This window comes from Mycolicibacterium insubricum, from assembly GCF_010731615.1.
In the GTDB taxonomy this organism is placed as follows: Bacteria; Actinomycetota; Actinomycetes; order Mycobacteriales; family Mycobacteriaceae; genus Mycobacterium; species Mycobacterium insubricum.
Genome location: NZ_AP022618.1, coordinates 1,430,927 through 1,443,919, shown reverse-complemented (window position 1 = coordinate 1,443,919; position 12,993 = coordinate 1,430,927). Strand labels below are relative to the sequence as shown.

12 protein-coding genes are annotated in these 12,993 nt (G+C 68.8%); 10 read left to right on the top strand and 2 right to left on the bottom strand.

What is annotated here, in order from left to right:
• Positions 1-4 precede the first annotated feature (4 nt).
• The 10 genes from G6N16_RS06910 to mmsB all read left to right on the top strand — a co-directional run bounded on the left by G6N16_RS06910 (position 5) and on the right by mmsB (position 12,006).
• Positions 5-2,050 (top strand): acetyl/propionyl/methylcrotonyl-CoA carboxylase subunit alpha, encoded by a 2,046-nt coding sequence (locus tag G6N16_RS06910; RefSeq protein ID WP_083032383.1) that lies wholly within the window; start codon positions 5-7, stop codon positions 2,048-2,050.
• Positions 2,047-2,805 (top strand): enoyl-CoA hydratase/isomerase family protein, encoded by a 759-nt coding sequence (locus G6N16_RS06905; RefSeq protein WP_083032385.1) that lies wholly within the window; start codon positions 2,047-2,049, stop codon positions 2,803-2,805. Before G6N16_RS06910 ends, G6N16_RS06905 begins: the two co-directional genes overlap by 4 nt.
• Positions 2,805-3,599 (top strand): TIGR03084 family metal-binding protein, encoded by a 795-nt coding sequence (locus G6N16_RS06900; RefSeq protein ID WP_083032386.1) that lies wholly within the window; start codon positions 2,805-2,807, stop codon positions 3,597-3,599. The genes G6N16_RS06905 and G6N16_RS06900 overlap by 1 nt, the downstream gene beginning before the upstream one ends.
• Positions 3,596-5,350, top strand: coding sequence for an acyclic terpene utilization AtuA family protein (locus tag G6N16_RS06895; protein WP_083032388.1), 1,755 nt, complete (start codon positions 3,596-3,598; stop codon positions 5,348-5,350). Before G6N16_RS06900 ends, G6N16_RS06895 begins: the two co-directional genes overlap by 4 nt.
• A 3-nt stretch (positions 5,351-5,353) precedes the next feature.
• The gene (locus G6N16_RS06890) at positions 5,354-6,490 is read left to right on the top strand and encodes an acyl-CoA dehydrogenase family protein (RefSeq protein ID WP_083032389.1); all 1,137 of its coding nucleotides are present in this window, start codon (positions 5,354-5,356) and stop codon (positions 6,488-6,490) included.
• A gap of 29 nt (positions 6,491-6,519) precedes the next feature.
• Positions 6,520-7,560 carry an LLM class F420-dependent oxidoreductase gene (locus tag G6N16_RS06885; protein ID WP_163787809.1) on the top strand — a complete coding sequence of 347 codons (1,041 nt, stop codon included), beginning with the start codon at positions 6,520-6,522 and terminating at the stop codon, positions 7,558-7,560.
• On the top strand, positions 7,557-8,303 hold the full coding sequence (locus tag G6N16_RS06880) for an enoyl-CoA hydratase/isomerase family protein (RefSeq protein WP_083033927.1): 747 nt from the start codon (positions 7,557-7,559) through the stop codon (positions 8,301-8,303). The genes G6N16_RS06885 and G6N16_RS06880 overlap by 4 nt, the downstream gene beginning before the upstream one ends.
• A gap of 99 nt (positions 8,304-8,402) precedes the next feature.
• A complete protein-coding gene (locus G6N16_RS06875) occupies positions 8,403-9,923 on the top strand; it encodes a CoA-acylating methylmalonate-semialdehyde dehydrogenase (protein WP_083033928.1) in 1,521 nt (506 codons plus the stop codon).
• A gap of 5 nt (positions 9,924-9,928) precedes the next feature.
• Complete coding sequence (locus G6N16_RS06870) at positions 9,929-11,098, top strand: acyl-CoA dehydrogenase family protein (protein ID WP_083033929.1); 1,170 nt, start codon at positions 9,929-9,931, stop codon at positions 11,096-11,098.
• Positions 11,099-11,127: 29 nt separating this feature from the next.
• Positions 11,128-12,006 (top strand): 3-hydroxyisobutyrate dehydrogenase, encoded by an 879-nt coding sequence (gene mmsB / locus G6N16_RS06865; protein ID WP_083033930.1) that lies wholly within the window; start codon positions 11,128-11,130, stop codon positions 12,004-12,006.
• A 25-nt stretch (positions 12,007-12,031) separates the two neighbouring features.
• Here the strand turns inward: mmsB and G6N16_RS06860 are convergent, their stop codons facing one another.
• Both G6N16_RS06860 and G6N16_RS06855 read right to left on the bottom strand, forming a co-directional pair.
• The gene (locus G6N16_RS06860; protein WP_133053033.1) at positions 12,032-12,364 is read right to left on the bottom strand and encodes a hypothetical protein; all 333 of its coding nucleotides are present in this window, start codon (positions 12,362-12,364) and stop codon (positions 12,032-12,034) included.
• 121 nt (positions 12,365-12,485) lie between these two features.
• On the bottom strand, positions 12,486-12,989 hold the full coding sequence (locus G6N16_RS06855; RefSeq protein WP_083033932.1) for a MarR family winged helix-turn-helix transcriptional regulator: 504 nt from the start codon (positions 12,987-12,989) through the stop codon (positions 12,486-12,488).
• Between the last annotated feature and the right edge of the window lie 4 nt (positions 12,990-12,993).

Here is a 12,993-nt window from a genome sequence, read left to right as displayed (position 1 = left end):
AAGGATGACCACCACCGTGACCAACGACCGGACCGCTCCCATCAAGAAGCTGCTCATCGCCAACCGCGGGGAGATCGCGGCGCGGATCATCCGCACCGCCCGCGATATGGACATCGCGACCGTCGCGCTCTACTCCGACGCCGACCGATTCGCGCCCTACGTGGCGGCCGCCGACGAGGCCGTGCACCTTCCGGGCACCACGCCGGCCGACACCTATCTGCGCGCCGATCTGGTGCTGGCAGCGGCGGCCGCAACCGGAGCCGACGCGATCCACCCGGGCTACGGATTCCTGTCCGAGAACGCCAGTTTCGCCCGGTCGTGCGTCGCCGCCGGAGTCCGGTTCGTCGGCCCCAGCCCCGAAGCCATCGAGGCGATGGGGTCCAAGATCGCCGCCAAGGACATGATGCGCGCCGCGGGGGTACCCGTGCTGCCCGGCGTCACCGTCGAATCCGACGGCGACGCCGATCCGGCACTGCTGGCCGAAGCGGCCGCCGGAATCGGGTTCCCGATCCTGGTGAAGGCCGCCTTCGGGGGCGGCGGGCGCGGAATGCGCATCGTACACAACGCATCCGAGTTGGCCGAAGCCGTCGCCGGCGCCCGGCGCGAAGCTGCTTCGGCGTTCGGCGACGGAACGGTATTCCTGGAGAAGTTCGTCGAATCCCCCCGCCATATCGAGGTCCAGATCTTCGGGGACCGTCACGGCACCCTGGTCCATCTCGGCGAGCGGGAATGCTCCATCCAGCGCCGCTACCAGAAGATCATCGAGGAAGCACCGTCCACCGCCGTAGACGAAGCACTGCGCGACGAACTGGGACGCGCCGCGGTCGCCGCGGGCAAGGCCCTGTCCTACGAAGGTGCGGGGACAGTCGAGTTCGTGATGGCACCCGACGGCACCTTCTACTTCTTGGAGGTGAATACGCGGCTGCAGGTCGAGCACCCGGTGACCGAACTGGTCACCGGCATCGACCTGGTCCGCGCCCAGTTGCTGGTTGCCGCCGGCTATCCCCTTCCCCCCGAGATGTTGCACACCGTCCCCAACGGACACGCCGTCGAGGTACGCCTGTACGCCGAAGATGTTGCGGCAGGGTTCATCCCGGCGTCCGGTGAACTGACCACACTGGAATTCCCGGATTCGCCGAACGTGCGCGTCGACGCGGGCTTCACCTCGGGATCGACGGTCAGCACGTTCTACGATCCCATGCTCGCCAAGGTGATCGGATACGGACGCACCCGCGACGAGGCGTGTGCCCGGGTCGCCCGCGCGCTGCGCGATACCCGGATCCACGGTGTATCGACCAACCGTGATCTGCTGATCGGCATCCTTGGCGAATCCGAGTTCCTGGCCGGCGCCATCGACACCGGGTACCTCGAACGTCACCGTCCCGCGACGCTGATGGGCGACGAGGAAACCGGCCACCCGCGGTGGCGCACGCATGCACTCGTCGCCGCCCTGGCCGACCAGGCCGGACGGCGAGCATCGACGACCGTCCTGCCCGGACTGCCGTCGGGCTGGCGCACCCTGCCCAGTCAGGACCAGTGCGTGACGTATGCGGCAGGTTCGGAGGACCTCACGGTCCGCTATCGCTTCGACCGCTCCACCTTGCACGCCACGGTGCACGACTGGCAGCCCGAGGTTCACCTACTGTCGGCGACCTCGGAACTGGTGGACGCCGAGATCGAGGGTGTCCGCCGCCGCTACCGGATCACCCGGTGCGGCAACATCCACTACGTCGACAGCGCCCTGGGCGCAACGGCGCTGAAGGAGATCGAACGGTTCCCGGATCCAAGCTCGGTCCAGGAATCCGGCTCACTGCTGGCGCCGATGCCGGGATCGGTCGTGCGCATCGAGGTCGCCGAGGGGACACCGGTCACCGCCGGGATGCCGATCGTTGTTCTTGAGGCGATGAAGATGGAGCACACAGTGCGCGCGCCAGCCGACGGCATGGTGTCGGGCATCTCGGTGCGGGTGGGCACCCAAGTCGAAACCGGGCAGGTGCTGGCCGTGGTCAGCGGCACCGATCAGGATTTGCCCGCCGGAGCCGACTCATGAGCGTGACGTACCAGGTTCACAACGAGATCGCCTGGCTGACCATCAACCGCCCGGAGGCGCGCAACAGCCTGAACAAGGCGGTCCGCGACGGGCTGTTCGCCGGTGTCCGCAGGTTCAACGACGACGACAGCGCCAAGGTCCTGGTTCTCACCGGCGCCGGAGACAAAGCGTTCTGCGCCGGCGGAGACCTCAAGGAGATGTCGGAGTCCCAGCTGACCATTCCCCCGGTCGACTTCGTCCCGCAGTTCGGCCGCAACATCACCGTGGACAAACCGACGATCGCCGCGGTGAATGGCGTGGCGTTTGCCGGCGGCTTCCTGCTGGCTCAGACCTGTGATCTCTGCGTCGCGGCCACCACCGCGCAGTTCGGCATCACCGAGGTGAAGGTCGGTCGGGGATCGCCGTGGGCGGCCCCGCTGCCGTTGATGGTTCCCCGGCGCGTTGCCACCGAACTCGCGCTGACCGGCGAGCCGCTGTCGGCTGAGCGCGCCTACCAGATCGGTTTCGTCAATCAACTCGCCGAGCCCGCCGGCCTCCGGGAGGCCGCCCAGCGGCTCGCCGAACGGATCGCCGCGAACGCGCCGCTGTCGGTGGCAGCAGGCAAGAAGACCGCCGTCCTGACCGCCGAGTACCCGCTCAGCGAGGCATTCGACCGGGCCGAGAACATCTGGGCTCCCGTGTATCTCAGCCAGGACGCCCAGGAAGGCATGTCGGCCTTCAAGGACAAACGACAACCCGTCTGGAAGGGCGTGTAATGAGCCTCGACTACCCGCGGCTACTGGCGGACCTGCAGGCAGAATCCGACGAGCTGACCCGGCGACTGCAGGGGCTGGACGGCAATCGGTGGGCGCTGGAGACTCCCGCCCGCGGCTGGTCCATTCAGGACCAGGTGTCGCACCTGGCGTTCTTCGATGACGCCGCCGTCCTCGCCCTGACCCGACCCGATGAATTCGGCACGCAGGCAGCCGCCCTGATTGCCGGCGGCATGGATTTTCCCGACCGACTCGCCGAGCAGTACCGGTCACTGGCCCCGATGGCATCGTTGCAGTGGTTTCGCGAGGCACGACGCACTCTGCTGGCAACTCTCGGCACCGACGACCCGAAGCGGCGGATTCCATGGTTCGGTCCGGACATGAGCGTAGCGTCCTGCGCCACCGCCCGGCTGATGGAAACCTGGGCGCACGGCCACGACATCTACGACACCGTTCACACGCCGCACCCGGCCAGTCCAGGTCTGCGGAGCATCGCCCACCTCGGAGTGGCAACCTTCGCGTTCTCCCACATCCACCACGGACTCGATGTGCCCACGGAGCCGGTACGGATCGAACTCCGCGCGCCGTCCGGGGCACAGTGGGAATGGGGGCCCTCGGATGCCGATGACACCGTCTCCGGCGACGCCGAGGATTTCGTCCTCGTGGTGACCCAACGCCGACACTGGACCGAAACCGGGCTGGCAGTGAGGGGTCCGGTTGCCACCGGATGGCTCGACATCGCCCAGGCGTACGCCGGTGCCGCCAGCCGTCGCAGCCCCGGGGCGGTGCAGCGATGAGGCGCCCGGTTCGGATCGGCAATGCCTCCGGGTTCTACGGTGATCGACTCTCGGCGATGAAAGACCTCGTCGAACACGCCGACATCGACGTCATCACCGGCGACTACCTCGCCGAGCTGACCATGCTGATCCTGTGGAAGGCCCGCAACAAGAATCCCGATACCGGCTACGCCCAGACCTTCGTGACCCAGTTTCGCGACGTCGCCGCGGCCTGCGCGCAGCGCGGCATCAAGATCGTCGTCAATGCCGGCGGGCTCAACCCTGCGGGGCTGGCGAGGCAGCTCCGCACCGTCGCCGCCGAACTGCACGTCGATCTCGACGTCGCCCATGTCGAAGGCGACGATCTGCTGCCCAGTCTCGACGACCTGCACGCGGCCGGGCTTGCCTTCACCCATCTGGATACCGGCGCCGAACTCGACATCGCCGAGGTGACACCGGTTTCGGCCAACGCCTACCTCGGCGGCTGGGGTATCGCGGCCGCGCTGGCGGGCGGCGCCGACGTCGTCGTCACCGGTCGGGTCACCGACGCGGCGCTGGTGGTCGGGGTGGGAGCCTGGTGGCACGGCTGGTCCCGGACCGACTACGACGCGCTGGCCGGGGCGGTCGCCGCCGGGCACATCATCGAATGCGGTCCGCAGGCCACCGGGGGTAACTACTCACGGTTCAGCGAGATCACCGACCGGCGCTACCCGGGCTCGCCGATCGCCGAACTCGCCCACGACGGCAGCTTCGTCATTACCAAACCACCCGGATCGGGCGGGCTGGTATCGCCGGGGACGGTGACCGCCCAGCTGCTCTACGAGGTGTCCACACCGGCCTATGCCAACCCGGATGTGGTGGCGCACTTCGACACCCTGAGCGTGGCGTCGGCGGGACCGGACCGGGTCCTGGTGTCCGGCACCACCGGCACGCCTCCCCCGGACACTCTCAAGGTCGCGATGAACTACGTCGGCGGCTACCGCAACACGATGACGATGGCGTTGACCGGTCTGGACATTGACGAGAAGGCCGCCTGGGCGATCGACGAACTCACCGAGATCCTGGGTGGCACCGAGCAATTCGACTCCTTCGAGGTGCAGTTGCTGCGCTACGACCGGCCCGACCCCACCCGCATGAGCGACGCCACCGCGCACCTGCGGGTGACAGTGAAGGACCGCGACCGGGCGAAGGTCGATCGCGCCTTCTCCAACGCAGTCATCGAGCTCTACGTGGCCGGCTATCCGGGCTTCTACACCACCACCTCGCCCGCCTCGGCAAGCGAATTCGGGGTTTACTGGCCGACTCTGGTGCCGGCGGCGGCGGTCGAGCACGTCGTCGTTCACGGTGACGGTTCCCGCGAGGTGATCCCTCATCCGCCACGGTGCTCCCCGCCGGTGCCCTACGTGGAGCAGCCGGCGCCGGAACCGGAGGACTTCGGCCCGAGGAGCCGGCGCGCCCTGGGCACCGTGGTGGCCGCACGGTCCGGGGACAAGGGCGGCAACGTCAACATCGGCCTATGGGCCGACACCGACGAACGATGGGAGTGGCTGCGGTCGCATCTGAGTGTGGAGAAGTTCCGCGAGCTGGTTTGCGAAGCCGCCGGGTACCCGGTGCACCGGTACGAGTTCGCCAACCTGCGGGCGCTCAACTTCGTCGTCGTCGGATTCCTCGGTGAGGGCGTCGCGTCCTGCACCCGGCCGGACGCGCAGGCCAAGAGCATGGGCGAGTTCCTGCGCGCATTGCACACCGACATCCCCGACAAGCTGGTGTAGCCGATGGACTTCTCAGAATCTCCCGAGCATCACGATCTGCGCGCAGCCGTCGCCGCGGTCACCGACAAATACGGGCCGGGTTACTACGCAAAACGAGCCGTCGCGTACCAGCCCACCACCGAGCTGTGGTTGGAGCTGGCCCAGCACGGGTTCATCGGAATCAACTTCCCCGAGGAGTACGGCGGTGGCGGCGCCGGGATGGCCGAACTCGCCATCGTCTGCGAGGAAACGGCTGCTCGCGGGTGCCCACTGCTGCTGATGCTGGTGTCCAGTGCCATATCCGGGGAGCTACTGGCCCGCTACGGCAGTCCCCAGCAGCGGGCCCATTGGCTACCCCGGATGGCGGCAGGACAGACCAAGGTGGTGTTCGCCATCACCGAGCCAGACGCGGGCTCCAACACACGCCGGATCACCACGACCGCCACCGCCGACGGGAGCGACTTCCTGATCACCGGCACCAAGTACTACATCTCCGGTGTCGACGAAGCCGACGCACTGATCGTGGTCACCCGCACCGGAGAAGAGCGGTTGTCGCTGTTTCTGGTACCCACCGATGCCCCCGGGCTGGTCAAACACCGCCTGCCAGTTGGCATCAGCCTGCCCGAAAAGCAATACACCCTGCATTTCGACAATGTCCGGGTACCGGCGGAGAGTCTGGTCGGAACCAAAGACGAGGGGTTTCGCCAGGTGTTCGACGGACTCAATCCCGAGCGGATCACCGGTGCCGCGGTGTGCGTCGGCGTCGGCCGACACGCCATCGATCAAGGTGCGGCATACGCGCGCACCCGTACGGTCTGGGGAGCCGCAATCGGTGCCCACCAAGGGATCTCCCATCCGCTGGCGAAGGCGAAGATCGACGTCGATCTCGCCGCGCTGGCCACCGCCCGGGCGGCCTGGCTCTACGATCAGGGCCGACCCGCGGGCGAAGCCTCCAATATCGCCAAGTATTTCGCCGCCGAGGCCGCGGTGGCCGCGGTCGACAGCGCGATTCAGCTGCACGGCGGCAACGGCATCTCGCAGGAATACGGCCTACTTCCGCAGTGGGGCCTGGCCCGACTCCTGCAGATCGCCCCGGTCAGCCGGGAAATGATCCTCAACTACGTCGCCCAGCACAGCCTCGGCCTGCCCCGATCGTACTGAACCATCGATCACCACCGGCTAGGAGATCCATGAAATTCGCTTTGCAGCTGGGTTATTGGGGCGCGCAGCCGCCGACCAATCACGGTGAACTGGTGGCCGCGGCCGAGGCCGCCGGTTTCGATGCCGTCTTCACCGCCGAGGCGTGGGGTTCGGACGCCTACACCCCGCTGGCCTGGTGGGGTCGGGAGACCACCCGGCTGCGGCTGGGCACCTCGGTGGTGCAGCTGTCCGCGCGCACCCCGACCGCCTGCGCAATGGCGGCCCTGACCCTGGATCACCTCAGCGGTGGCCGGCACATCCTGGGCCTGGGCGTGTCCGGGCCGCAGGTGGTGGAGGGCTGGTACGGCGCGAAATTCGGCCAGCCGCTGGCCCGGACCCGCGAATACATTTCCATTCTGCGCCAGGTGTGGGCGCGGCAGGCCGCGGTGACCAGCGACGGCCCGCACTATCCGCTGCCGCTGACCGGCGAGGGCGCCACCGGCCTGGGCAAACCACTCAAGCCGATCACCCACCCACTCCGCGCCGACATCCCGGTCATGCTGGGTGCGGAGGGGCCGAAGAACATCGCGATGACCGCCGAGATCGCCGACGGCTGGCTGCCGATCTTCTACTCCCCGCGGCTGGCACCGATGTACAACGAATGGCTCGACGAGGGCTTCGCCCGCCCGGGCGCCCGGCGCAGCCGCGCCGACTTCGAGATCTGCGCGACCGCGCAGGTGGTGGTCACCGACGACCGGCCCGCGGTGCTGGCCGCCATCAAACCCTTCTTGGCGCTCTACATGGGTGGCATGGGTGCCGAGGACACCAATTTCCACGCCGACGTGTACCGCCGGATGGGTTACGCCGAGGTGGTCGACGACGTCACCCGGCTGTTCCGCTCCGGCCGCAAGGACGAAGCCGCCACCGTCATCCCCGACGAACTGGTCGACGACGCCGCGATCGTCGGCAACATCGACCACGCCCGGGCTGAGGTCGCCCGCTGGGCGGCCGCCGGCGTCACCACCGTGGTGGTGAAGGCCCGCAGTCCCGAACACATCCGCACGATCGCATCCCTAGGAGCCCCAGCATGATCCGCGTTGATGACCGAAACGGCGTCCGCACGTTGACGCTGGACCGGCCCGAAGCTCTCAACGCGTTCAACGAAGCGCTCTACGACGCGACCGCCGAGGCATTTCTCGCCGCTGCGGCCGACGACACCGTGTCCGTCGTCATCCTGACCGGGTCAGGGCGTGCGTTCAGCGCCGGCACCGACTTGCACGAGCTGCAGGCCCGCGCCTCGGGCAGCGGGTTCACGCCCGGCCGGTACGGCTTCACCGGATTGATGGAGGTTCTGACCGACTTCTCCAAACCGCTGATCTGCGCCGTCAATGGCGTCGGGCTCGGTATCGGCGCCACGATCCTCGGGTTCGCCGATCTGGTCTTCATGGCCCGCACTGCTCGGCTGAAGTGTCCGTTCACCGCTCTCGGGCTGGCCCCCGAGGCGGCCTCCTCCTACCTGCTACCGGCTCTCGTCGGCCGTCAGAACGCCGCCTGGATACTGCTGTCTTCGGAGTGGATCGACGCTTCGCAGGCGCACGCGATGGGGCTGGCCTGGCGGATATCCGAGCCAACCGATCTGCTCGCCGAGACCCGTCGGCACGCCGAAGTACTGGCAGGAGTTCCGCTTTCGAGCCTGCTCGCGGTCAAGCGGACCATGATGGCCCCTCGTCTCGCCGGGATCCGTGCCGCGCTCGAACGCGAGGATGCCTGCCTGGATGAGTTGCTCGGCGCGCCGGAGAACACCCGCGCGCTCGCGGAATTCACCGCTCGCTGAAAACTTCGCCGACAACTCTTGCCATCCATCCCACTAAATTACTAGGATATCCTAGTAACCTGCACATGGCCCGGCACACACTCGCCAGGACGGAAGAAAATGACCAACCAGATCCCGCACTTCATCGACGGCAAGCGCTCCACCCTGTCCTCCACCCGCACCGCCGACGTGCTCAACCCGAGCACCGGCGAAGTTGCGGCCCAGGTCCTGCTGGCCTCGGCCGCCGACGTGGACGCCGCCGTCGCCTCCGCGGTCGAGGCGCAGAAGGGCTGGGCCGCCTGGAACCCGCAACGCCGCGCCCGGGTGCTGATGAAGTTCATCGAGCTGGTCAACGCCAACGTCGACGAGCTGGCCGAACTGCTGTCCAAAGAGCACGGCAAGACCGTCGCCGACAGCCACGGTGACATCCAGCGCGGCATCGAGGTCATCGAGTTCGCCGTCGGCATCCCGCACCTGTCCAAGGGCGAGTTCACCGAGGGGGCCGGCACCGGCATCGACGTGTACTCGATCCGCCAGCCGCTGGGCGTCGTCGCCGGCATCACCCCGTTCAACTTCCCGGCGATGATCCCGCTGTGGAAGGCCGGACCGGCGCTGGCCTGCGGCAACGCGCTGATCCTCAAGCCCTCCGAGCGTGACCCCTCGGTGCCGCTGCGGCTGGCCGAACTGTTCCTCGAGGCGGGTCTGCCGCCGGGCGTGCTGCAGGTGGTCAACGGCGACAAGGAAGCCGTCGACGCCATCATCGAGCACCCCGACATCAAGGCCATCGGCTTCGTCGGCAGCTCCGACATCGCCCAGTACATCTATTCCGGCGCCGCGGCCCACGGCAAGCGGGCCCAATGCTTCGGCGGCGCCAAGAACCACATGATCGTGATGCCCGACGCCGACCTGGACCAGGCCGTCGACGCGCTGATCGGCGCCGGCTACGGCAGCGCCGGTGAGCGCTGCATGGCGATCTCCGTCGCGGTGCCCGTCGGCGAGGAGACCGCGAACCGGCTGCGCAACCGGCTGGTCGAGCGGATCACCGCGCTGCGGGTGGGCCACAGCCTGGACCCCAAGGCCGACTACGGCCCGCTGGTCACCGGCGCCGCCCGCGAGCGGGTGCTGACCTACATCGGCGAGGGCGTCTCGTCGGGCGCCGAGCTGGTGGTCGACGGCCGGGAGCGCGGCAGCGACGACCTGACCTTCGGTGACGACGACCTGTCCAAGGGCTTCTTCCTCGGGCCGACCCTGTTCGACCACGTCAGGCCCGACATGTCCATCTACACCGACGAGATCTTCGGCCCGGTGCTGTGCATCGTGCGGGCCGAGGACTACGAGGAGGCCCTGCGCCTGCCCAGCGAGCACGAATACGGCAACGGCGTGGCGGTGTTCACCCGCGACGGCGACACCGCCCGCGACTTCGTCTCCCGCGTGCAGGTCGGCATGGTCGGCGTCAACGTGCCGATCCCGGTGCCGGTGTCCTACCACAGCTTCGGCGGTTGGAAGCGGTCCGGCTTCGGCGACCTCAACCAGTACGGGACGGCGTCGATCCAGTTCTACACCAAGGTCAAGACGGTGACCGAGCGCTGGCCGTCGGGCATCAAGGATGGCGCCGAGTTCGTCATCCCGACGTTCAAGTAGGGGCCTTGACCGCGACATTCGAGCTCGACGAGGACGACCGGGTCATCGCCGAGACGGCCGCGTCGTTCGCGGCCAAGCGGATCGCCCCGTTCGCCGCCGAGTGGGACGAGACCAAACACTTCCCCGTCGATGTGCTGCGCGAGGCCGCCGAACTCGGCATGGCGGCGGTGTACTGCGCCGAGGAGGTGGGTGGTTCGGGGCTGCGGCGCGTCGACGCGGTGCGCATCTTCACCGAGCTGGCCGCCGCCGACCCCACCATCGCGTCGTTCCTGTCCATCCACAACATGTGCGCGTGGATGGTGGACAGCTACGGCACCGACGAGCAGCGGGCGCACTGGGTGCCGAGACTGGCCTCGATGGAGACCATCGCCAGCTACTGCCTCACCGAGCCGGGTGCCGGATCCGACGCCGCCGGGCTCAGTACCCGCGCCGTCCGTCACGGCGAGCATTACGTGCTCGACGGGGTCAAGCAGTTCATCTCCGGGGCCGGGGTGTCGGATCTGTACGTGGTGATGGCCCGCACCGGGGTGCCCGGGCCGCGCGGCATCTCGACGTTCCTGTTGCCCCGCGATACGCCCGGCGTCAGCTTCGGCGCCAACGAGGCGAAGATGGGCTGGAGCGCCCAGCCGACCGCCCAGGTCATCTTCGAGGGTGCCCGGGTGCCGGCGTCGGCCATGCTCGGCGGGCCCGACGGCGAGGGCACCGGGTTCGGCATCGCGATGAACGGGCTCAACGGCGGGCGGATCAACATCGCCGCCTGCTCGCTGGGCGGTGCCCGCACCGCGCACGAGCGGGCCTGCGCCTATGTGCGGGACCGCCAGGCCTTCGGCGGGGCGCTGATCGACGAACCGACCATCCGGTTCACCCTGGCCGATATGGCCACCGCGCTGGAGACCTCCCGGCTGCTGCTGTGGCGCGCGGCGGCGGCGCTGGACGCGGGCGCCCCCGACAAGGTCGAGTTGTGCGCGATGGCCAAGCGGTACGTCACCGACGCCTGCTACGACGTCGCCGATTCGGCGTTGCAGCTGCACGGGGGCTACGGCTACCTGCGCGAATACGGAATCGAGAAGATCCTCCGGGATCTGCGGGTGCACCGGATCCTGGAGGGCACCAACGAGATCATGCGGGTGGTCGTCGGCCGGGCCGAGGCGACCCGCGCCCGCGACCTGGCGTGAACACGAGCAGAGGCGACGAAAGGCAGGCAATGGCAGCGACGACGGTGGCGTTCCTCGGGTTGGGCAACATGGGCGGGCCGATGGCGGCCAACCTGGTCAAGGCCGGGTTCACGGTGCGCGGCTTCGACCCGGTGCCGGCGGCCGTCGCCGCGGCCGAGGCCGCCGGGATCAGCACCTTCCCCGGCGGCGCCGAGGCCGTCGTCGGCGCCGACGTCGTCATCACCATGCTGCCCAACGGCGCCCTGGTGCGCAGCTGCTACGACGAGATCCTGCCGTCGGCCAAACCGGGCGCACTGCTCATCGACAGCTCGACGATCGCCGTCGACGACGCCCGCGAGGTGAACAAGCTGGCCACCGACGCCGGGTTCGCCCAGCTCGACGCCCCGGTCTCCGGCGGCGTGAAGGGCGCGGTGGCCGGCACCCTGGCCTTCATGGTCGGCGGTGCCGACGACGCCGTGGCGACCGCGCGCCCGGTGCTGGAGCCGATGGCCGGCAAGGTGGTGCACTGCGGCGCCGCGGGCGCCGGCCAGGCCGCCAAGGTGTGCAACAACATGGTGCTGGCGGTGCAGCAGATCGCCGTCGGCGAGGCGTTCGTGCTGGCCGAGAAGCTGGGCCTGTCCGCCCAGTCGCTGTTCGACGTGATCACCGGCGCCACCGGCAACTGCTGGGCCGTCGCGGTGAATTGCCCGGTGCCCGGGCCGGTGCCGACCTCACCGGCCAACAACGATTTCAAGCCCGGCTTCGCCACCGCATTGATGCACAAGGATCTGCAGCTGGCCATGTCGGCGGTGGCCTCGACGGGCTCGGCGGCACCGCTGGGCAGCCACGCCGCGCAGATCTATGCGGATTTCGCCGCCGAGCACGCCGGCCTGGACTTCTCCGCGGTGATTGAGGCGCTCCGCGCCTAGGGGCGGCCAGCGAGGCGCTCAGCAGTTAGGCCGTCACCCAGTCCGGGCGCCCGGGTTCGCCCTGCGGCGCCCGGGTGGCCGGCGAGAGCACCAGCCTGGCGCAGCTCAGCAGGGTGAGGATGCCGATCGCGGTCAGCGCGAGTGCGAGCGTGCGCTGATCGGCGATGGCGGAGACGCAGGCGCGCTCGCCCGCCCCGGCGGTGTCGATGGACACCGCGGTGCCGCAGGACAACATGCTCGTGGCCAACGGGCCGGCCGGAACGGCCACCGGGTAGAGCATCACCACGGCCGCGCCGATCAGCGCGACGGTACCCAGTATCCGCATCGCCCAGCGCGCGGCACTCCAATGTGCAGCCACACCGAACTCCTTCTCACACCTGCAGCCATCGGGGCCGCGTGTGCTGAGAATCATCTTAAGCCAAGCTAGGTAATTTAGGTTACGCAGGCCGCTGAGAAAATGGTCACAGGCGACCGGGGTGTCAGTAGTCCCCGGCGTGACGGCGCAGCGTATCGATGGCCTCGACCAGCGCGCGTGACTGCTCGGCGGGCATCCCGATGTCGGCGAACACCTCTTCGTTGAGGGTGCCGGTCGCCTCAGCGACCAGGTCCCGGCCGCGATCGGTGATCTCCACCAACGTGGTCCGCCCGTCGGTGGGGTGCGGCACCCGGCGCACCAGCCCGGCGGCCTCCAGCCGCCGGATGGCGTGCGTGACGCTGGTGACGTGCACCTGCAGCCGCGCCGACGCCTTCGCGATCGGCAACGCACCGAGCCGGCTGAACGCCAGCAGCCGCAGCAGTTCGAAACGGGAGAAGCTCAGATCGTAGGGCCGCAGCGCGGTCTCCACCCGGGCCAGCAGGATCTGGTGCGCCCGCATCACCGAGGTCACCGCGACCATCCCGTCGGCCACATTGCCCCAGCCGGCCCGCACCCAGTTGGCGCGGGCGGTGGCTATCGGGTCCGGCTTCTGCGGGCTGTCGGACACCGCT